General features: G+C 34.9%; 26 protein-coding genes. 11 read left to right on the forward strand and 15 right to left on the reverse strand.

Annotated features, from left to right (window positions below):
- Window positions 1-372: 372 nt before the first annotated feature.
- Window positions 373-1,023: a hypothetical protein gene (locus tag OM962_RS05855; protein ID WP_264331126.1), complete on the reverse strand. Its 651-nt coding sequence runs from the start codon at window positions 1,021-1,023 to the stop codon at window positions 373-375.
- 79 nt (window positions 1,024-1,102) lie between these two features.
- The gene (dut, locus tag OM962_RS05860) at window positions 1,103-1,564 is read right to left on the reverse strand and encodes a dUTP diphosphatase (RefSeq protein ID WP_108784412.1); all 462 of its coding nucleotides are present in this window, start codon (window positions 1,562-1,564) and stop codon (window positions 1,103-1,105) included.
- A 689-nt stretch (window positions 1,565-2,253) separates the two neighbouring features.
- Between dut and OM962_RS05865 the strand changes: the two genes are divergently transcribed.
- From OM962_RS05865 to OM962_RS05885, 5 genes are all read left to right on the forward strand, one after another.
- The gene (locus OM962_RS05865; protein WP_319606766.1) at window positions 2,254-2,532 is read left to right on the forward strand and encodes a hypothetical protein; all 279 of its coding nucleotides are present in this window, start codon (window positions 2,254-2,256) and stop codon (window positions 2,530-2,532) included.
- Window positions 2,533-2,634: 102 nt separating this feature from the next.
- Window positions 2,635-3,165: a head-tail connector protein gene (locus tag OM962_RS05870; RefSeq protein WP_250119939.1), complete on the forward strand. Its 531-nt coding sequence runs from the start codon at window positions 2,635-2,637 to the stop codon at window positions 3,163-3,165.
- A 346-nt stretch (window positions 3,166-3,511) separates the two neighbouring features.
- Entirely contained in the window at window positions 3,512-3,913 is a 402-nt protein-coding gene (locus OM962_RS05875) for a DUF3168 domain-containing protein (RefSeq protein WP_264331180.1), read from the forward strand.
- A complete protein-coding gene (locus tag OM962_RS05880; RefSeq protein ID WP_007302803.1) occupies window positions 3,888-4,277 on the forward strand; it encodes a phage tail tube protein in 390 nt (129 codons plus the stop codon). Before OM962_RS05875 ends, OM962_RS05880 begins: the two co-directional genes overlap by 26 nt.
- A gap of 58 nt (window positions 4,278-4,335) precedes the next feature.
- Complete coding sequence (locus OM962_RS05885) at window positions 4,336-5,070, forward strand: hypothetical protein (RefSeq protein ID WP_264331128.1); 735 nt, start codon at window positions 4,336-4,338, stop codon at window positions 5,068-5,070.
- 52 nt (window positions 5,071-5,122) lie between these two features.
- On the opposite strand, the gene OM962_RS05890 is transcribed toward OM962_RS05885, so the two are convergent.
- The 3 genes from OM962_RS05890 to OM962_RS05900 form a co-directional block, all read right to left on the reverse strand.
- Complete coding sequence (locus OM962_RS05890; RefSeq protein ID WP_264331129.1) at window positions 5,123-5,497, reverse strand: holo-[acyl-carrier-protein] synthase; 375 nt, start codon at window positions 5,495-5,497, stop codon at window positions 5,123-5,125.
- Entirely contained in the window at window positions 5,494-6,753 is a 1,260-nt protein-coding gene (gene proS, locus OM962_RS05895; protein ID WP_264331130.1) for a proline--tRNA ligase, read from the reverse strand. Before proS ends, OM962_RS05890 begins: the two co-directional genes overlap by 4 nt.
- Before the next feature lie 341 nt (window positions 6,754-7,094).
- A complete protein-coding gene (locus OM962_RS05900) occupies window positions 7,095-7,739 on the reverse strand; it encodes a hypothetical protein (RefSeq protein ID WP_264331131.1) in 645 nt (214 codons plus the stop codon).
- A 176-nt stretch (window positions 7,740-7,915) separates the two neighbouring features.
- Here OM962_RS05900 and OM962_RS05905 point away from each other — a divergent pair, with 176 nt between their 5' ends.
- Window positions 7,916-8,788, forward strand: a complete 873-nt coding sequence (locus OM962_RS05905) for an IS982 family transposase (RefSeq protein WP_264330502.1) — start codon at window positions 7,916-7,918, stop codon at window positions 8,786-8,788.
- Here OM962_RS05905 and OM962_RS05910 read toward each other — a convergent pair.
- Window positions 8,741-9,358: a hypothetical protein gene (locus tag OM962_RS05910; protein ID WP_264331132.1), complete on the reverse strand. Its 618-nt coding sequence runs from the start codon at window positions 9,356-9,358 to the stop codon at window positions 8,741-8,743. The genes OM962_RS05905 and OM962_RS05910 overlap by 48 nt on opposite strands.
- Window positions 9,359-9,673: 315 nt before the next feature.
- On the opposite strand from OM962_RS05910, the gene OM962_RS05915 reads away from it, so the two are divergent.
- Both OM962_RS05915 and dxr read left to right on the forward strand, forming a co-directional pair.
- Window positions 9,674-10,168: a hypothetical protein gene (locus OM962_RS05915; protein ID WP_264331133.1), complete on the forward strand. Its 495-nt coding sequence runs from the start codon at window positions 9,674-9,676 to the stop codon at window positions 10,166-10,168.
- Between the two features lie 27 nt (window positions 10,169-10,195).
- Window positions 10,196-11,374 (forward strand): 1-deoxy-D-xylulose-5-phosphate reductoisomerase, encoded by a 1,179-nt coding sequence (dxr, locus tag OM962_RS05920; protein ID WP_264331134.1) that lies wholly within the window; start codon window positions 10,196-10,198, stop codon window positions 11,372-11,374.
- A gap of 172 nt (window positions 11,375-11,546) precedes the next feature.
- Here dxr and OM962_RS05925 read toward each other — a convergent pair whose 3' ends face one another.
- The 5 genes from OM962_RS05925 to dapB all read right to left on the reverse strand — a co-directional run bounded on the left by OM962_RS05925 (window position 11,547) and on the right by dapB (window position 15,089).
- Window positions 11,547-12,047, reverse strand: a complete 501-nt coding sequence (locus OM962_RS05925) for an IS630 family transposase (protein WP_319606738.1) — start codon at window positions 12,045-12,047, stop codon at window positions 11,547-11,549.
- Window positions 12,048-12,057: 10 nt separating this feature from the next.
- Window positions 12,058-12,405 carry an IS630 transposase-related protein gene (locus OM962_RS05930; protein ID WP_213864026.1) on the reverse strand — a complete coding sequence of 116 codons (348 nt, stop codon included), beginning with the start codon at window positions 12,403-12,405 and terminating at the stop codon, window positions 12,058-12,060.
- A gap of 175 nt (window positions 12,406-12,580) precedes the next feature.
- On the reverse strand, window positions 12,581-13,477 hold the full coding sequence (locus OM962_RS05935) for an ankyrin repeat domain-containing protein (RefSeq protein WP_264331135.1): 897 nt from the start codon (window positions 13,475-13,477) through the stop codon (window positions 12,581-12,583).
- A gap of 68 nt (window positions 13,478-13,545) precedes the next feature.
- Complete coding sequence (gene pstB / locus OM962_RS05940) at window positions 13,546-14,304, reverse strand: phosphate ABC transporter ATP-binding protein PstB (RefSeq protein WP_264331136.1); 759 nt, start codon at window positions 14,302-14,304, stop codon at window positions 13,546-13,548.
- Window positions 14,301-15,089, reverse strand: coding sequence for a 4-hydroxy-tetrahydrodipicolinate reductase (dapB, locus tag OM962_RS05945; RefSeq protein ID WP_264331137.1), 789 nt, complete (start codon window positions 15,087-15,089; stop codon window positions 14,301-14,303). The genes pstB and dapB overlap by 4 nt, the downstream gene beginning before the upstream one ends.
- A gap of 675 nt (window positions 15,090-15,764) precedes the next feature.
- Here dapB and OM962_RS05950 point away from each other — a divergent pair.
- Both OM962_RS05950 and OM962_RS05955 read left to right on the forward strand, forming a co-directional pair.
- Window positions 15,765-16,112, forward strand: a complete 348-nt coding sequence (locus tag OM962_RS05950; protein WP_213864026.1) for an IS630 transposase-related protein — start codon at window positions 15,765-15,767, stop codon at window positions 16,110-16,112.
- Between the two features lie 28 nt (window positions 16,113-16,140).
- A complete protein-coding gene (locus tag OM962_RS05955; protein ID WP_264330460.1) occupies window positions 16,141-16,623 on the forward strand; it encodes an IS630 family transposase in 483 nt (160 codons plus the stop codon).
- Window positions 16,624-16,629: 6 nt separating this feature from the next.
- Here OM962_RS05955 and OM962_RS05960 read toward each other — a convergent pair whose 3' ends face one another.
- From OM962_RS05960 to OM962_RS05975, 4 genes are all read right to left on the reverse strand, one after another.
- Window positions 16,630-16,944 carry a hypothetical protein gene (locus OM962_RS05960; protein WP_264331138.1) on the reverse strand — a complete coding sequence of 105 codons (315 nt, stop codon included), beginning with the start codon at window positions 16,942-16,944 and terminating at the stop codon, window positions 16,630-16,632.
- A 74-nt stretch (window positions 16,945-17,018) separates the two neighbouring features.
- Complete coding sequence (locus OM962_RS05965; RefSeq protein ID WP_319606767.1) at window positions 17,019-18,182, reverse strand: phage major capsid protein; 1,164 nt, start codon at window positions 18,180-18,182, stop codon at window positions 17,019-17,021.
- An 812-nt stretch (window positions 18,183-18,994) separates the two neighbouring features.
- Window positions 18,995-19,675, reverse strand: a complete 681-nt coding sequence (gene pyrF, locus OM962_RS05970; RefSeq protein WP_264331140.1) for an orotidine-5'-phosphate decarboxylase — start codon at window positions 19,673-19,675, stop codon at window positions 18,995-18,997.
- Between the two features lie 43 nt (window positions 19,676-19,718).
- Window positions 19,719-20,672: a hypothetical protein gene (locus OM962_RS05975; RefSeq protein WP_264331141.1), complete on the reverse strand. Its 954-nt coding sequence runs from the start codon at window positions 20,670-20,672 to the stop codon at window positions 19,719-19,721.
- Between the two features lie 166 nt (window positions 20,673-20,838).
- Between OM962_RS05975 and OM962_RS05980 the strand changes: the two genes are divergently transcribed.
- Window positions 20,839-21,018, forward strand: a complete 180-nt coding sequence (locus OM962_RS05980) for a transposase (protein WP_264330453.1) — start codon at window positions 20,839-20,841, stop codon at window positions 21,016-21,018.
- Window positions 21,019-21,065 lie beyond the last annotated feature (47 nt).

Raw genomic sequence — 21,065 nt, forward strand, 5'->3', positions numbered from 1 at the left:
GGTATTCGTTCAGTAGGGTGGCAAAATAAGATAGAAAAGACAGCTATAGAAATAAATGGTGTTATCCAATATGATGGCAGTGCTCCTTTTTCTGTCATCCCAGTGCTTGACATTGGGATCGAGATTGCAAGTAATGCATTCGGTTTGGTAAGTATGGATTTTGCGTTATAGAATGAAACACTTTTGGTAAATTTATCAAGAAAACTGGATCCCAGTGTCAAGCACTGGGATGACACCACTTTTGCTTCGATATTTACACATTAGTCATGCATCTGAACGGATACTTTGAGACAGCTTCTATAATAAGCTTAAATAACTAACACTAAAAAATGAAGGGCAGACTTATTTAGTCTACCCCTTTTATACTTAGTTTTATAATGATCTTTCGTTCTTTTGTTGTTCAGCTTCTGGTGATTTAACAATTGAGCTTGGCATAGGTCTAATGATGAGTTCTTTAGGACCATTTTCTTCAGAGCCTAAACCTAACGTTTCTAACTTTTTTTTATATTCAGGTATTAATTCATACTCACCTTTATCATTGTTTCTTCCTAATGAATTTATCTTTAATAATCCATTATTGTTATCCATTTCCTTACTTGTAGCAGTAATGTAGTAACTGTGACTTTCTAAGATAAAATCTATACGATACTCATCGGGGATAACACTGCCATCTTGATTCTTATTTTGGTTGTGTTTTTTGATATACTCAAAATCTTCATCTTTTACTTTCACAAATAGATCTCCTTCACAACTTTTAATAACAATGCTCGGAATTTTAGGCTCAGATATTTCATTGTTTTTGATGATGAAATATATTGCTAAACTAGCCAGTGCAACAGCAGCAAATGCTAAAACACTTATTCCAAGTGGTGTAGCTGCAAAAACTGCAAGTGGCGCTAAAAGCGAAGTTGAAGACACCCAATACGGTGTTGAAAGTGCTACTGCTGTGCCTATAACATACAGAGAAGTAAGCGCTACAATTGCAATGTTTGTTTTATGACGGTGGGTTTTTAAAATTGACATAATTTCCTCTTAAAATAAGTTAATAATATATTAATATTATATATCAAAAAATCAATACAGTCAACTTACATATAAAAAACTACCTACCGCTTGATCCAAAGCCCCCTTCATTGCGGACGGTTTCTTCTGTGCAGAATTCTTCTCTGTCATCCCAAATTACCTGAGATACAGGAGTGATGAGGATTTGTGCGATTCTATCTCCTCTTTTTATTTCATATGGCTGATTACTTAGATTGATTAGGCAAACTTTAACTTCACCTCGATAATCGGAGTCTATAGTGCCCGGAGAATTTAAGACAGTGATTCCATGTTTTGCAGCAAGCCCAGAACGTGGGCGTACTTGTCCTTCAAAACCGTTTGGTATTGCAATCACAATGCCAGTTGGAATAAGTAACCTTTCAAGTGGATTTAAAATAACAGAGTTGTCCAGTGCGGCATAAAGATCCATGCCAGCACTCTGCATAGTTGCATAACAGGGAAGAGGCAAGCTTTTGCCATGTGATAACTTTTTTATTTCTACTTTAATTTTATCTCTTTGCATTTTTATTCACCAGTTATGAAAATTTGATTGTAGCATGTAAATTATGCCTGTAAAAGATAAGAAAACTACTTGACAAATATTGCCAACTTTCCTTATTATGACATTAAGGGTATTTATGACTCAAAACTTGTTTTTGACCTGCAGGCTCAATAACAAAAATTCAGTAAAAAACTTAAGGTACTTATTGGCGGATTACATAAAATTATAGCGGCTGCATGTCTTTTTTATTTTTTCTACATTCAGCCAAAACGCGCTTATTTTAAGCGTTAGCACATTATTACAGCGCCAGTTTAAATTATTATAGGGTCAAACTCACTAAGTGGGGATCCTTTTGCCTTTTTTGCAATTAGTAAGTTTATTAATATTTTGGATTAGTTAGGAGTCTTATAGAGATGTCATTCCAGCACTTGATGCTGAAATCCAGCCTTTCTGCAATCTCATCGAAAACGTTGTACCACCTTTCTATGCTAGTTTGCTTGTGAGCAACATGGATCCCAGTGTCTGGGCACTGGGATGACAAAAAAGGGGTACTTGAATGACAGTAAAGAGTATCAGGATGATAGGATTTACGCTATAAAGCGAACCGATTTGGTGTGCTGATTTTGTTTGCAGTTTCATAGTACGAATTTTTTACTTCGGTAGTTTTTTTATTGTCATTATAATTATAAGAATAGTTGAGGCCAATTAATATGAAAGCTTTTACGAAAAATTTTAAAGGTAAGGAAAGAAAGCTAGAAGAGTTCAATGAAGAAATAGAAGACATAGCAGCTGCGGCTCAAGATAAGTTTGCGCATGAACTTGAAAACATCGCATATGAAAGTGTGCAGAAATTTCGCAGTCTACTTGCTAAAGAGCTAAACTTCACTTTCAATAACATTCATTCTCAGAATGTCAATCTACTAAAATCCGGCCTAAAAAAAGGAGAAACAGCGTTAATACGTTCTCTTCTCAATATACTTGTACGATAGAGTTGCTGCTGCAATTTAATATTAAGTGATAACTAAAATAAGTAAGATTTTTTATAGATAAGTCTTACTTATTTTAGCTATATATAGAAAAGGAGGGTTGTTATGTCAACAAGACTAAAGTATCCAATCATAAATATACAACGTAAGTCTAAGCCTAAATCTTTTCCAGTAACTTTAGGAGAGGTTAAATCTTTTTTACGAATTGAAAATGATCAAGATGATAAGTTGATTTCAAGTTTTATTTTTATGGCAACTGATTATGCTCAGTGGCATATGGAAAAGTCTCTAGTAAAGCAAACGTGGCAAGTTTCATATGAAGGTTATATACCTCGTAGAATCTATTTAAGCTATGGTCCTGTGAATAAAATAATATTGGCTACTGATAAGAATAGAAAACTTAGTTATTATTTTAGTGATATAGGAAGCTATATTGAATTTTTCAATTATTTGAGCATAATAAGAGCTGATGTTGTATATGAAGCTGGTTATGATAGTGTTCCTGAGCAAATAAAGCTAGGTATTATACAGCATGTTTCTGCTCTCTATAAAAATCGTGAATCAGAAGTAAGTAGCCATTTATCTGAAGTGAAGAAGGTGTATTCTCCATTTCGCGAACCAAAGGTTGTTTTGTAGCTCCTGTTTGTCATTCAATAGCAGATACAACAGATGGTGTCATCCCATGCCCAGACACTGGTTCACTTTATAATGATGTCATTCCAGTAGCTCTTTCTTGTCATCCCAGTGCTCAGACACTGGGATCCAGGAATTTTATTAAGTTGGTAAGCATAAAAGTAGCCGTTTTATTTTAAAATACAACGTTTTGATGATCATGAAAAAACTGGATCCCAGTGTCTGAGCACTGGGATGACAAGAAAGAGCTACTGGAATGACATCATTATAAAGTGAACCAGTGTCTGGGCATGGGATGACACCATCTGTTGTATCTGCAAATTGCAATCTTCGTAACCGTATCTGTGAGATGGAAAAAATTCAAATTATAAATGAGTTGTATAATAGTATTTATGCAGCATTAAAAGCAAACTCTGATTTAAAGAAATATGTTACTAACATCTATGATTACCTGCCTAAGCAGGTTACTATTCCTTATCTGAGATTGCGCATAGTAAATTATATTAACCTGCATATGCTATCTAACTTTGCTACAAAAGTAAGATTTTCATGCGACATATATACTTATCATATAAGCAGCATGCTTGCTGCTATAAAGCATGTTAGCTTGGTGGTAAAGAGCATTAGTAGTGAGACCATTTTGGAAAGTAATTGTGCTATAAATCAGCATGATGAAGTTTTACATTCAACAATTAATTTTGATATTTTAATACAAGGAGGTAGCGATGAGCAAATTACAGCTGAAAATTAAAGGTCATGACAATAATTTTGTTGTGCTGAATAATATACGAAACTTAAGGTTTACTTTGCGTAATAACAAAGAAGAGATGAAAGATATTTCCTCTTTTGGCTGGAGAAAAGTGCTTGATTGTGCTGGAAGTAGAAAGATTACAATAAAAATTAATGGCATTTTAAATTCAGTATTGGCTGATGAATTATTGCGTAATTCTGCAATGTTAAACTCTAATAATGATTATGAGATTAGTTTTAATGCTAAGGAGAAGATAAAACTCAGGTGTTCGGTTGAATTATATGAGAGATATTACGATCCTGCCACTTTTGACAGCTTCACTGTAGTTTTAGCCAGTGCTGAAGTTGTGAACACTTTTCATTAGTGTTAATTTAATTTTTTCATATACAATAATAATAAGTGGGAATAAATTAAAAAAAATTATGAACGATGAGGATCTTTTTGAAGAAGGCGATGATAATGTTGAAGAGAATAGCGATGACAGAAGAGAAAGGAATTTGAAGAATGAAAATCAGCTTGAAGAGCAGTGCAAAGAGTATTTAAAACCTTTCGAGGATATTTTAAGTCAAATTGATGAAGGAGTTGATAATTTAGATAGTTACGAAAGGACTATGCAAGTAAAGCGAAGTATAGATAGGCTCATAGAAACCTTATATAGCCAAGCAGCATCTGAGGATATTGATGTAGAACTTGAAACCACAAAACACACTCGCGATAAATCAGAGTCCAAGAAAAGAGTTCTGGAAAAGAGAAGAAAACAACTGATGGAAGAGATCTTAAGTTTTCAACAACAAAAGGAGCTAATGAATAGTAGGGAAAAACATGAAGTAGCAAGTGATGGGGATGTTCAGAAGGCAAAAGCACGAGTGAAGTCTTCAATTAGGGGAGTGTTGTTTTCAGTTATTGCTCATAGAATGGATCCAAGAAGGAGGGCAGGGGAAACTGCTGATGACAATGAAAAGCAAGCTCGTATGTACGGTAGAGAAGCAGTTGGTGGAGTTTTAGGTGGATTGTTTAAGGCGTTTTTAACTGCAGTTGCTGCTGTTATGCGCGAAATTGCTAAACCACTTCAACATATGAACACACAAGAGACGTCTTTTGCAAAACAAGTTGAAGAAAGCAGAAACCAGGATTCACAAAAAGGTCGATCTGTTTAGGTCAAAGTATAATTTCAAAAAAATTTTTGAAATCGTATGTACTAAACAATATCTACTCAACGCAAATTACAACAAACGCAGTAGCATAATCTTGATCATCACTTAGAGAAAGGTGTATCTTGTAGTCTTTCGAGATGAAATCCTTTGTCATAGCAAGATGTGGTTTTCCCCTGATATTACTGTATATTTCTATATCTTTCATTATAATTCCTTGGCTGAATCCAGTGCCTAGCGCTTTAACAAAAGCTTCCTTTGCAGCAAAGCGTTTAGCAAAATATTTTGCTCTTACTTCTTGGCTATTATATTTTTTGCTTATCTCTATCTCCTTCTTAGTATAGACTTTATTGAGAAATTTTTCCCCGTATTTTTGTGATATTCTCAATATTCTGGGTATATATACTATGTCAGTGCCAATACCGTATATCATTTTGCGCTAAAACGATTTATTGCTTCTTCAACTTGTATTTCCTCTACCTCTCCAGTTGCCCTATTTTTTACTTCAACTGTATTTTCACTTACTACTTTTTTTCCAACAATTATTTGCCATGGCAACCCTATCAGATCCATTCTGGCAAATTTCACTCCTACACTTTCGTCCGTATCATCATAAAGCACTTCATCGCTTTTCAAAGCTTTGTATATTTTATCTGCAGCCTCCGTTACTTTTGTTTGTAAATTGATCAAACCAACTTTAAAAGGAGCTACTGCCTCTGGCCAGATAATTCCTTTATCATCATGGAAAGCTTCTATTATTGCGCCAACAAGCCTTGAAACTCCAATACCGTACGAACCCATATGCATATTAACATTTTTTCCATCTTGAGAAGTAACACTTGCCTTCATAGGCTTCGAATATTTATCACCAAAATAAAAAATGTGCCCTATTTCAATACCTTTACTAACATTTAACTGTTCTTGCGGTATAGGACAAATTTTAGGATCATGCATATCGTCTGCAACTGCATATATGCTCTTCAGGCTTTCAATATCTTCACTCTCTAGCAGTTCAGAAAATTTATTGTCATAATATAAAGTGCTCTCACCGGTGCTTGCCAATATATGAAATTCATGACTTAAATTTCCTCCAATTGGTCCTGTATCTGCCCTCACTCCAATTGGAGTAAGCCCCATTCGTTTGAAGATTTTTATGTAAGTTTTGTACATCATGTTGTATGAGTTCAGTGCACTTTCGTAATCTACATCAAAACTATACGCATCCTTCATCAGAAATTCTCTGCCTCTCATAACGCCATAACGAGGTCTTACTTCGTCACGAAACTTCCACTGAATTTGATATAAACAAAGTGGCAAATCTTTGTAACTTTTTACCGTATTTCTAATCAAATCAGTTACCACCTCCTCATGTGTTGGACCAAAAAGCATATCGCTTTCATGCCTATCTTTAATACGTAGCATTTCTTTGCCGTAATCATCGTAACGTCCTGACTCTCGCCAAAGACTTGCTGGCTGCACACAAGGCATCAACACTTCAATAGCACCAATTTCATCTCTGATAATATTTTCAATATTTTTAAGTACCAAAAGACCAAGCGGCAGCCAAGAATAAATTCCAGATGCTGTCTGCTTGATTAAGCCCGCACGTAACAAATATTGATGAGAAATAATTTCAGCACCAGCCGGGGTTTCTTTTAAAGTTGGCAGGTAATATTGAGATAAGCGCATTTCATAAATCTGATTGTACTAAGCAATCTTAGTACAATCAGACCTGTAGGTAAACTTATTTTAAGAAGAGTGTACTACTTTCTCTTACCTTGATCCATGACATGTTGAAGTTGAAATACGTGTGGCTTGTACATCATAACGTTGTGCTTGTTCACCATAACGTTTAGAAATTTCCCTAACAGAATGAGATGGTTTTTGCATCTCACTATTCGTTGGGTCAACATTATTTGCTTGTGCTGCAGGAGAAGCTTCACATTTCGTTTTTGAATTAACAGGCTTAGGCGATATCGGTGGCTTCTCTACCTTTGATGCAGAACGTGGTGGAGTTGTGGATTTAGGTTTTACATTATCATCAGATTCATGACCACTGTCAGGACTCTTGCTTCCTCTTTCATCTTCTGGTTGGGAGTTTGAAGGCGTAGGTTTTTCCTGGATTTTGTCAGCTTTTTCTCTTTCGGTTTTTTCGATTCATCATTGCTCCAATCATCACTGTCACTGTGGTCAGAAACTTCACTTTCACTACTAGAAAAAGATCCCGTTCCTATTCTCCTCTGCAGGATCTTACCTATCTCATAATCATGACATTTGGCACCCGCAGGTAATGACTTATTTTGTTCAGAATCAATAGCCTTCTCCGGTGCACCATCATTAATAGGTTTTAACTTCGTACCTTTTCTTATCTGTTCAAGCAGAGCAGAATATTTATTAGCCTTCTCCGGTGCACCATTCTTAGGTTTCTCCGTATACTTGGAAGCTGTAGGAGGAGGTGGTAGTGGTGCAGCATTTTGTGGCAATGGAGGAGGAGGTGGTGGCGGTAAAATGGGTGTTTCAGCTATTACTGAAAGTGATGATGTATAAGTATTGCTCTGTTCAAGTTCCTTTGCTTTCTGTAAATCTTGTGATTGTTCTCTACCAGGATCAACTTTTTTCTCGCTGTTTATTGCAGAAAGGTGTGAATTGATAAGATATGCAGCTAAGCTCAACATAACCGATGCAGAAACAAAAGCAATAACTGTGAAAAGTACTGGATCACTTAGTGTTACTGAAATCGAAAGATATGTATATATACCAGCTGTAACACTAGAAACGCTAACTATGGATTAGAAGAGAAGAAGAAAAGAAGGTAAACTCCAGTATTTTAGAGATAATAGGAGGTTACCCAGTGAATAAGAATGTAACAGAATTATTCTGTTTTGTAGATGATTATTGTAAAATAATAGACAAAAATTTTGCAGGTAGATTATTATCCAATGGTAAAAAACCTACAAGAGTGCCAGAAATAACGCATTCCGAAATTATAACAATAATTCTGTTATATCAGCAATCTAGATATGAAAACTTTAAATCATTTTACATATGTTACTTACAGTTGCTGCATAAGTCAGACTTTTCCAGACTACCTTCTTATGATAGATTTATTGCGCTAAAACCTCGAGTTTTATGGTATTTAGCAATGTTGCTACAGTGGTTATGTGAGCAGGCAAAAAATACAGGTATTTCCTACATTGATTCAACTCCTATCACGGTCTGTCATGCAAAAAGAATATCTAAAAATAAAGTTTTTACTGGAATTGCAAAATTAAGCAAAAGCACTTATGGCTGGTTTTTTGGTTTTAAATTACATGTAGTAATCAATGAAATAGGCGAAATTCAAGGTGTTACGCTAACCAGAGGTAACATTGACGATAGAAAGCCAGTTTTAGATCTGACTAAAAAACTAACGGGTTTATTATTTGGAGATAAAGGTTATATCCAAAAAGGTCTATTTCTACAATTACTTGATAGAAATTTAAAGCTTGTTACCAAGATAAAAAAAGGGATGAAAAACGCATTAATCTCTCTAAATGAGAAGATTTTTTTAAGGAAAAGATCTATTATTGAAACAGTTTTTGGTTACCTAAAAAATAGATTAGAAATTGAGCACACTCGCCACCGATCTCCTTTTAACTTTCTGGTTCATATTTTTTCTACACTCATTTCATACTCTTTACAACGTAAAAAACCTTCCATTTCCAATTCTTTTTTTGTTCGCTAATCCATAGTTAGCGTTAGATATACATAGCAACAAAGTAGCAATTGAATATTTTAAGGCAGTTGCCTTGCTTATGCCAACTGAAGTATTAACCAAAATGGAAGTATCGATTTTTTGTTCTGTTGCAAGTTGAATAGGATTCTCAGATAGCCCTTTTTCTGATTGAGTACTATTGTTAGTTCCTGAATTACTGGAAGGTTTGTTACTATTACAATTACCTTGTTGAGAACTAAAAACTCTAGTTGATACAGGCTTGTGAGTTAATCCTCTATTTGGCTCACTCTGTCTAATATTGCTTCCTTCATCTGCAGTTTCGCTATTTACATTATGTTCTTCTTGTTTTTTCTTAAATAGTGGATTTTCTGCAAAATTAAGAGATGATTGTTGAACAGGACTCTTAGATTGATCTCTTCTTGGCTTATTGCCACTGCTGCTTTTTTCTGCAGTAACACTAGGAGATTTTCCATTTTTATTGTTATGCTTACAAGTGTTTTTCCAATCCGGAGGTGGGGGAGGTGGCGGTGGCGGAGCTGATGATGGTGTGTTATTATTAGATAAATCATTAGTAAGCATTTTTCTTCCTCATTATTAATATTATATTAATAATAATTAAATTATTAGTACTTGTCAATAATTTATGAGTAAGTTAATATTAAGATAATAAAATAAAAAGGAAAGAGAGAGGAGCAGTCTTCTAAGAAGAAATAGAAGCTGTCTTAAACCTCAAGACCTTCCTTCATCACTTTGTTACTACAGCACATTATCAATGTTTTGGTATAGAGTAATCAGAATTTAGTGTTAGCTATTTTTATGATAACCTCTCTTAAACAATTGATATTTTGCGGTGTTTGTGATAAAATGATAGCTTAAGGCTTAAAATAAAAGTTTATGAGTGAAGCACAAGGTCCAAATATTGCAGAATGGCAGGCACAGCAGAAACACCAGGAAGCCGCTAGTGAGAAAAGTGGTTTCGGTCTTGGTCATAGCGACTCTGTTGCAACAATTGTGGATGGAATGAAGTGGATGTTCAACTTTCATGAAGGAGCAATTGCTGCTTATAATAATGTGTTTGAAGGTTTGGTCAGTGGTAGCAGTCTAGTAACGTTATTTGGGAAATCAGGTAATATGTTTGGCATAAAATTTCTTGAAAGTCTTGCAGAATATTTTTCAGGTGGTGGTGGAGAAGATATGCCATCAGAAGGAATGGGTATGGACTACGGTGATGAGGGGCATCATCCGGATGATTATCCCCACTCTAACAATGAAATAGCTCAAAGTGCCGATGGTTTGCATGATATGCATGATGCAGGTGATCATCATGGCCAATCTTTTTCACCTGGTCCTTCACCATCTGTTGGTGATGATCATGAGCTTGGTTACTAAATAACTAAGAAGATTTTATTGTAATTAGTGAAAAAAGTTTCAGTTTTAGGATCAACAGGAAGCATTGGAAAAAAGACTGTAGATTTGCTCTCAAAGAGAAAGGAAGAATATCAGGTGGAAGCACTAAGTGCCAATTCTAACTTTGCTCTGCTAGCACAACAGGCAAATCTACTTAATGCAAAATATGCTGCCATTTCTGATGAAAGGTTCTACAAAGATTTAAAAGAAGATCTACTTGGTACAAACGTCAAAGTAGAAGTTGGTGCTCCAGGTCTAGCAAATGTTGCTTCTCTACCTGTTGATCTCTCAGTTATTGCAATAGTTGGCATCGCAGGCCTTGAGCCAGTTATAAAGGTTATAGAAAGCGGTACTAAAGTTATTGCTCTAGCAAATAAAGAAAGCATTGTTTGTGGTGGCAAGTTACTGCTTGAAAAAGCTAAAGAAAGGAGCGTACAAATAATCCCTATTGACTCTGAACACAACGCAATTTTTCAAGTTTTGCAAAATGATGATAAATGTGTAGAAAAGATTATACTCACTGCCTCTGGTGGACCATTTTTAAATTATAGCCTTGAACAATTAAGAAATATCACAGTAAATCAGGCACTAAGTCACCCTACTTGGAAAATGGGAAAGAAAATCTCAGTTGATAGTGCAACAATGATGAATAAAGCACTAGAAATAATAGAAGCACATCATTTCTTTAATATTAGCCCAAATAGAATTGAAGCAGTAGTGCACCCTGAATCGATAGTACATGGAATTGTCGTTTATCACGATGGATTCAGCTTTGCTGTGCTTGCAGAAACTGATATGGAAACTCCCATTGCATATGCTTTGTCTTGGCCAGAAAGATCAACTTTGAACTACAAGTTAGACTTAACAAAACAAAAAAAATTGACTTTTCAAGAACCAGACCACAAATGTTTTTCTTCACTAAAGCTAAGCATGGAAGTGTTAAATTCTTCTTCTCCACATACAAATAGTATTGTTTTGAACGCTGCAAATGAGATAGCTGTTAATGAATTCTTGAAATCACGAATCGGCTTTTTAGAAGTAGTAGAGGTAGTAAAATCAACAATAGAAAACTTTGACAAGTACTCTGATATTAACTCACTATCTGACATAATAAGTGTCGATTTTGAAAGCCGTATTATTGCTAACAAAATTATTGAAAATAAAGGTATCCGTTCAGCAGAGTGGTAAAATAAGGTAGACGAGAAAAGACAACTAAATGGTCAAGTAGACCCATTTCATACTCCTGTCATCTCAGTACCTTGCCTTTTTGTCATCCTAGTAGCTGACAACGTGATCCAGATTTCCATAATGTCATCCTAGTAGCTGGTACTGGGATTAAGAAAAGCATCTATAGTATTTTCTAAAATGGATGATAAAGTTCCATTATGGTATTACCAACCAAAAGCTGTAAGTCTGTATATTTATACATGAGAGGTCTGAGGCGGCTTTTGATGGTATGCCAACAGTATTCTATAGGATTCAAATCTGGTGAATATGTTGGAAGATACAGCAAATGACAGCCAAAAGACTCTATTAATGATTTTGTTTTAGTGGTCTTATGAAATGTAGCATTATCCATAACTATAGTTGTGCCAAGTGGCAATTTAGGTAATAACATCTTCTCCAACCATGTATTGAATACCTCTTTGTCACACCCACCTTTGAAAGTCATTGGTGCAATAAATCTCTTTCCAATCCACCCGGCTACTATACTGATTCTCTCTCGAGTTCTCCCTGGAATATCTGCATAAATTTTCTTTCCTCTTGGAGCGCGTCCATATTCTCGGTATAACTTATTATCAACTCCTGCTTCATCTATATATAAGATGCTGGAATGGTCTATTTTTGAGATTTTATCAATAAATTGCTCCCTATCTTCTTGATTGCGCTCTTGATATAGTGTGACTTTTTTTTAAAGTAATTTTTAGCTGTTTTAGTCTATACCAAATTGAGTTTATTCCAAATCCAAGATTTTGTTTCATCTCTGCCAGAGTATGATCTGGATTCTTTGTAACATATTCTTCGAGTATTTTGGGGTCTATTTTTCGAATAAAGCTACCGTTTTTAGATGGCTTGAGGCTTTCACCAGCAGCTTTCTTTTTTAACCAACGGTACAGAGTTGCTATTCCTATCTCCATAAGCTCTGCTACCTCAACCTTTGTCTTACCTTTTTCTATCATCAATACTGCCTTTTCCCTTAAATCCACACTATATGCCATTATAACTCAAATACTTTATTATACCTTTATCATTTACTTTAGGAAATACTATAGTTTCAGCTACTCGAATGACAAGACTAGAAAGAAATGGGTGTCATCCCAGTGCTTGACACTGGGATCTAGAAAAATTTACAAAGCTTATGCTAAATTCAATGAGATTAAATGAAAACCAGCATCAAGTGCTGGAATGACACCTTACCTGAACAGATAAATCACTAGCACGTTCGTTCACAATAACTTGAGAGAAGCTTACATCATTAATAACTGTATTTGCTCTATACAGAAAACCACATCCTATTGCAAAAAAAAGCAACGAAGTTGCAGCAAGTGGAACTGGGTTGTCAACTACGAAACATAGACCAACAGCAAATACTCCAGATAACAAAAAAGCATAAGCATAATTAGTTTGTTTCCTTTTTTGAGCAACTGCTTCTATCTTTATGAACTCTGGTTCTATTATTTTCTTAACATATCCTGCAATACAATCTCTTGGACTTTTGTTTTCATAGTTTTTAATATTAGTTTTGATCTTTGGATGTGTGAGTAATATTTTTACTATATCTATACTTCCCATCTCGCAAGCAATGTGTAAAGCTGTATTTTTTTTCTTCTTGCCGGTCTCAATTTCCTCCTCTGCACGAGCATAATTTTGAGGTATAAATCCTTCATTAACAGGTTGTGAATTGTCAAGGTATATGCAGCGAAGATATGGACTCCTATCTACTACTTCTCTCTCCTCAAATTCGTAAACTGGATAACCATCATGTTCCTTTGGTCTTCTCTCCATAACAGCTTGCTTGCTTTTAATATTTACATCAATTTTTTTATGCTGTACAAGCAACTTAGCCATAAGCTCTAAATATTGATGTTCCTCGTTATTACTAGTAACAAAAGCTGAAATAATGCACATCAAAGGTGTCATTCCATCTTCAAAAGCATTAACATTCGCTCCTTCTTTCAATGCTTGTTGAAAATGATTCCAAGCTTCCTCAGGTGTTATTCTTTCACCACTAGCATTTTGAAATTCAATAGCTTTAAACAACTTTTTTGTTGCTTCACTTGTACTAAACATTTTAACCCCCTATCACAACAAACTTGATAAAATTATACATAGAAAAAATTAAAATATCAATTATTAAGCTAATGATCCAGAATATACTCCTTCGTTAAAGGAGACTGAGCATTTTCAAAGATTTCTTGAGTACTTCCGAATTCAACAATCTTGCCATTGCAAAAGAAAACTATGCTGTCAGATAATTTTTTAGCTTGCTTCATCGAATGAGTTACCATAATTATGGTGAACCTCAATTTCAATTCTTGTATAAGATTTTCGATTGCATTGGTTGCCATTGGATCAAGAGCAGAGCATGGTTCATCCATTAATAAAATAGTTGGCTTTACTGCAATTGCACGAGCAATGCATAATCTTTGTTGCTGGCCACCAGATAAATTTAGTGCACTATCTTGCAATCTATCTTTCAACTCTTCCCATAAACCAACCTTAGTTAAACTACTTTCTACTATTTCATTCAATTTTTGCTTATTTTTCACCATGCCATGCAATTTAGGCCCATAAGCAACATTATCATATATTGACTTTGGAAAAGGATTGGGTTTTTGAAATACCATACCAACTTTTGCTCTGAGCAATACAACATCCATATCACGTGAATATATATTACCCAGCCCATCGATTACCAGTTCACCAGTCGCTCTACATCCAGGTACGTAATCATTCATACGATTAAAACAACGCAAAAATGTCGATTTACCGCACCCAGAAGGTCCGATAAAAGTTGTGACTTTCTTTTTGCAAATATTCAAATTTATATCGAATAAAACTTGTTTAGAGCCATACCAAAGATTTAAATTTTTAACGAAAGCGTATTTATCGTTCATACTAAATCCTGCATTGAATAAAGTCCTGGAGTTTTATTCTCGCACAACCATATTGCTGCCTGAACCGCCCCTCTAGCAAACGTTGTACGATCAATTGCTTTGTGATTTAATTCTACTCGTTCATCGGAATTGACAAACATGACACTGTGATCTCCTATTACTCCACCTCCACGAGATACTGCAAAGCCTATTCCTCCTTTCCCTCTTATATTTGAATTATTATGTGAATATTGATTGAGCTCAAAATCCACTTTTGCAGCGTTAGCAACTGCTTTACCAAACTCTATAGCTGTTCCAGATGGTGAATCCTTTTTTAAATTGTGATGCATTTCCCAAATTTCAACGTCATACTCATTACCTAAAAGCTTGGCAGCTTCTTTTACCAATTTCAGCAACACATTAACTCCTATACTCATATTTGCTGACCATAATATTGGAACTTTAGCAGCATAGTCTTTTAAATTTAGACCTTCTATTCCAGTTGTGCCACTAACTAGCGGCTTTTTAAATTTTACAGCTGCCTTAAGGCAGTCTAGCATACATTCTTTAGTTGTAAAATCTATTACAACATCGGACGATTCAAATACCTCACTAATAGAACTTGTAACTTTGATTCCTAAATCGGAGCCATGGCCTGCAATAGGCCCAATATCTAAGCCTATATACTCACTGCCCAAGCGAGCAACAGCACCTGCTACTTCCACTTTGGTATTCGTAATTAATTCATTGAGTATTTTCTTACCCATTCTGCCTAAGCAGCCTATTACTCCAACTCTGATTTTCATAAAGCTTTTTCCACTATGTTAGGCTTTTTTTGAAGCTTTGTCATCCTTATAAGCTTAGCATATTTAGCCTTACACTGATAAAACTATAGCTATACATCGATGAATCTATTGAAAATTGATACGAGGAAGATACAAATTGTAATTAGTCAATTTTCTCCTATGGAGAAAACTTATAAAGAAAAAAAGAGCACCAAAGAAGATGCTCCTTTTGAAGGGTTTATAGCAATTATTATGTACTAGCAAATAGACCATTATTAGCAGCTGGTGTTGTTGTAGAACTAGCAATTTATGATTTAGGAACTATAATCGGATCTTTAGATATCTGAGTTATGGCAACGGTTGCTCGCTTTTCATTCAGACCTAAGATCTCCTTCATTCTTGAGAATTCGTGAGACGGAATTTTATTATTCTCAGATGCTACTGACTCTATATTCAAGAACACACCACCTTCCTCAACTTTAGGTTTATCACAAGTAATTTTGAATACTTTTCCTTCTTCGGACTGGACGTATTGAGTATATACTTTTAAACTATTAATAATATCAGTAAAATTAAGATCAGGATTACCACTAAGACCTATACCACCACCAAAAACTTTGCCTGTATTTGTTAACGTTACAAATATAGTATTTCCTAAAGTAAATGATAAAGGTATAATAAAGTATTTGAGTTATAATGGCATATAGTGTGGATTTAAGGGAAAAGGCAGTATTGATGATAGAAAAAGGTAAGACAAAGGTTGAGGTAGCAGAGCTTATGGAGATAGGAATAGCAACTCTGTACCGTTGGTTAAAAAAGAAAGCTGCTGGTGAAAGCCTCAAGCCATCTAAAAACGGTAGCTTTATTCGAAAAATAGACCCCAAAATACTCGAAGAATATGTTACAAAGAATCCAGATCATACTCTGGCAGAGATGAAACAAAATCTTGGATTTGGAATAAACTCAATTTGGTATAGACTAAAACAGCTAAAAATTACTTTAAAAAAAAGTCACACTATATCAAGAGCGCAATCAAGAAGATAGGGAGCAATTTATTGATAAAATCTCAAAAATAGACCATTCCAGCATCTTATATATAGATGAAGCAGGAGTTGATAATAAGTTATACCGAGAATATGGACGCGCTCCAAGAGGAAAGAAAATTTATGCAGATATTCCAGGGAGAACTCGAGAGAGAATCAGTATAGTAGCCGGGTGGATTGGAAAGAGATTTATTGCACCAATGACTTTCAAAGGTGGGTGTGACAAAGAGGTATTCAATACATGGTTGGAGAAGATGTTATTACCTAAATTGCCACTTGGCACAACTATAGTTATGGATAATGCTACATTTCATAAGACCACTAAAACAAAATCATTAATAGAGTCTTTTGGCTGTCATTTGCTGTATCTTCCAACATATTCACCAGATTTGAATCCTATAGAATACTGTTGGCATACCATCAAAAGCCGCCTCAGACCTCTCATGTATAAATATACAGACTTACAGCTTTTGGTTGGTAATACCATAATGGAACTTTATCATCCATTTTAGAAAATACTATAGTTCCAGCATTCCAGGTTTTCTTTCATAAATACCGGCAATATTATCACGTTCCTTAGATTGAGTAATATCAGCTCGACTGTCATGGATTTGATAATCTGCTACTGGCTTCTCATGATTAACTGTATTATCCAAAGTTTTTGTTAATGTATTGCTTGAAAACTTTTCTTGCTCTGATAATAAATTTTGTTTAGCATTACTTGATTTACCACCAAACAACCATTTCCACCCTGATGAAATTTTTCTTGCAATCCATGAAATTCCTGTATGATCAGCAATCCACTTAAAAAACTTTTTTATGCTTTTCCACATATTTTACTCCTTAAATTAATAATAATTTAATTATTATATAAAAAGTATAATATGTCAACTATTTCATAAAAATTTTAGTACTTGCTTGCAATTTTCAACAATTTAATAGCACTGGTGTTGACAACTTCCCCGCCAACACGCTTAGTGACAAAAAATCTAACATAAGGTTTGTTTGTATAAGGGTCTCTAAGTATTCTCATTCCTCTGTTATCTACGATCTTATAAGCTTGTTTGAAATCTGCTACTGCAATCATTGTAGGTGGCATATCAGCAGATTGATATACTGGTATTCCCATTAAAGTATCTGGTGTTTCAAGCGATAAACTCGGCTGCCAAAGATACTGACCTGTTTCAGATTTTAGTAGCCTCACGTCCTTTAACGTACTCCTGTTCATCAAAAATGATGCATTTTTAGAGTAATGTTCATTTAGAGAGTAGTACAATATCATTATGGCGTCGCTGTCTAGCTTATCAGCTTTAATTTGCTCTATCTTATTATGACCATTTCCATTTTCGTAAGTTAAAATTCCTTTAGGCTGAAAAGTGCCATCACCTTTAATAAAGGCTTCATTCTCCTTCTTACTGAAAGTTTCGGCAACCTTTTCTACAAGCCAATTTTCAACATTGACAAATGCATCATCGAGCAATTTTTGTGATATTTGCGGCTGAGCATAGAGCTCATAAGTTGTTATGGAAATCTTTTGAATTTTAGGTGTACTTGTGTCTTGTGCAAAATCATACTTGGATTTATAGCCACCATCTTCGTCGTCTACCACTTCACCACTCCAACCTGCACCAGCACGGTCACAATCTTCTATAATATAATCCAATGTTTCAGTAGAGATTCTTTGACTAGAACATATTTGCCGCATTGGAGATGAATCAGTTATACGCTTGTTTATGCGTTTTACAATATGAGGAGTAACTAAATACCCTCCAATATCATTATCATCTCCACTTAGGGTTTTGTGTGATAATCTGTTTTCCATTCCTTTGCGAATATAATCAGAAAAATATTTATCACCTGTATTAAAATCTGTGCTAATCTCTGGGCGTTGAGCTGAGGTTTCAATAAAATCTAAGCGCTCTTTGCAATTATCAATATTACTATTTATCTTGCATAGTTGCTCAGGTCCTTTGCTTTCGATTTCTTTTAGTTTACGATCATTTATTAGTTTAAATTGCTCCCATGATGAAGCAAGTTCATTAACACGGTGAGCGATATCAGTAAGTGACATAATAGCCTCCTTTAAAAATAAAATTAGAATAGTTATTGTAATTTGAAGGTAATCTTTATCAGTAATCTCAGCGTTGTCATGCAAACTGCATTCAGAAAAAAGACCGGTGAATGGCAGCTTAGTATAACTCAAACGCTTGTTTACAATATGGATCCCAGTGCTGGGAGGCGCCCTCATGGTAAACAACGTTCATACAACTGTATACGTATAATGCTCGTACCTGCCATTCACCGGTCTTTTTTCTGGATTCTAGCATTGGCTTCATGGTAGATACAAATGAACGTAAGCTGCTTGGTAACGGGAGAAAAATGATAATGATTACTTGTTGAAGTAAAAAAAGCAGTGTAGTATTACACCACGCTAAGTATTATACTTAATTGTCAGTACTATACAGCATCCATTTTTTTGTGTCAAGCACTTTTTTTCACTGAGTATCTATTCAGGAGAATGTGCAAATAAAGTACGTAGCCGTACAAATTTGCCAAAACAATAAATGGTATCCTGTGCTGGGATCCATTTTTCTATCATCACCAGAAACGTTGATTACTTTTATACCTGTAAATTTAACTGGATCCCAGTGTCAGGGCACTGGGATGACAGAAGAAAAAGGCCTGTATCGGCTACTTCGATGACACTCACAGCCCTGTCATTCCAGCGCGTGACGCTGGAATCCAGAAAAAAAAAGAAAAATGGTCAAGCACTGGGATGACACCCATTTAGTTATCTTTTCTCGTCTACCTTGTTTTGCCACCCTGCTGAACGGATACATACCGTTTGTTGCTTTTACTCTATGCTACCTTATCTGCCCTGCTTCAATCAGTAAGGGATTTCAATATTAACTCTGCACTACTTGCGGGATTGCTACTCTCTGTAATGGGTCTGCCAATTACGATATAATCAGCTCCTGAATTTATTGCTTCTTTTGGTGTTGCTGTCCTTTTTTGATCATCATGACCTCGATTCATACGGATTCCTGGAGTAATAATTTTAAAGTCTTTACCACATTCTTGGTGCACCTCTTGAGCCTCTAGTGCAGAGCAAACTATTCCATGTAGACCAATCTTTTTTGCAAGCTTTGCCAGCAAAATTACCTGTGATTTTGCTTCCCTTGCCACTCCGAGTTCACTCAGATCTTCATTGCTCATGCTAGTTAATACTGTTACTCCAATTAGCTTTATTTTAGTGCCTTGCACTATACTTAGCGCTTCTTGAAGCATTTTTATTCCACCGCTGATATGCAATGTTAGCATTTCAACATCTAGAATCTTGATTGCTTCAATCGTTCTAGCGACAGTGTTTGGAATATCATGCAATTTCAGATCTAAAAAAATTGGTATATTGCATTTTGCAACTTCTCTCACTCCAGAAGGGCCATGTGCAGCAAAAAATTCTAACCCAAGCTTTACCATGCCAACCTTATCACGCAGAGCATTAGCTAAAGATATAGCTTTATTCAAATCTTGTGTATCCAGTGCGCATATTATTGGGTTCATTATCTTGTATAATTTTTTTTATAATAAGAGTAATTGTTGCATTTTACAATCCATATTCAGGGATTGGTCCACTTGCAATGCTTTGTACAGACACTGAACACGATAATCTGGTCGGAGTGGGTGAACGACTGGCATATCCAAGATCTTCCTGTAAAGAATCAGACGTTTCCTCCGATGTTTTGGAACCTTTCATTGGCTTGAATTGCACAAGCTGCCCTAATATAAATTTTATTTTCTGAGTCTCCCCTAATATTATTTTTTTGCTATAATCTTTAATTGTTTCATTTTCTCTTATCGATTCTTCTGTCTTATCTATCACATATTGAAGTTGTTTTATTTGACTGTCTCGCTCTAAAAGTGAATTTCTTAAATTTTTCACTTCGTTATTACAATCTTGTCTTATTCTGTCTAACTCAAAAGACTGATTTTTAATTAAACCATCTGCTTTATCTAGCTCTTCAAATTTCCTTTTTAACTCTTGAGATAAGTTTTTATTTTTTTGATTAATTTCTTTAAATTTACATTGTAATTCACCTAATTCTACACAAAGTTCTTCTTGCCTTTTATATAATTCTTCTTTTTGTGTATATAGCATATGTTTCTCTTTACGTAATTTATCTATTTCCTTAGATAATTCCTCTTTTTCTTTGGATAATTTTTCTATTTCCTTATGCAATTCTTCATATTTATCATTGTCTATTTTTCTTTTCAATTCCATTATTTGTTTTTCCCTTTCAGTTAGATTAGCTTCTTTTTCCTGTAACTGTTTACACAAATGCAAGATTTTATAATGTAATTCTTTTTCTTGTGCAGCAAGCTCATCTCTTTCTTTCGTTATTTTTTCTAATTCGTCTGTTATTCCAATTATACGGTTCATTTTTACTTCTAATTTCTCCTCCAAAGATTTTTTTTCTTTAAGAAAAGATTTCCTCTCATCTTCTATTTTTTGACCAAATTTTCTTCCTTCCTCGTATAAATTGTGCTTTTCTTGAGTCAACTCAAGCTCTTTGTGAGCAAATTTCTTCTCCACTTTACTAGTGTCAATAATTATTTTATACAAAATCATAAGAGCCAAAGCAGATAATACAGCTAAAGCGAGAATTAAAGAACTATAGTATTTCCTAAAGTAAATGATAAAGGTATAATAAAGTATTTGAGTTATAATGGCATATAGTGTGGATTTAAGGGAAAAGGCAGTATTGATGATAGAAAAAGGTAAGACAAAGGTTGAGGTAGCAGAGCTTATGGAGATAGGAATAGCAACTCTGTACCGTTGGTTAAAAAAGAAAGCTGCTGGTGAAAGCCTCAAGCCATCTAAAACGGTAGCTTTATTCGAAAAATAGACCCCAAAATACTCGAAGAATATGTTACAAAGAATCCAGATCATACT

Source organism: Wolbachia endosymbiont (group B) of Erebia ligea, assembly GCF_947179575.1.
GTDB classification, from domain to species: domain Bacteria; phylum Pseudomonadota; class Alphaproteobacteria; order Rickettsiales; family Anaplasmataceae; genus Wolbachia; species Wolbachia pipientis_C.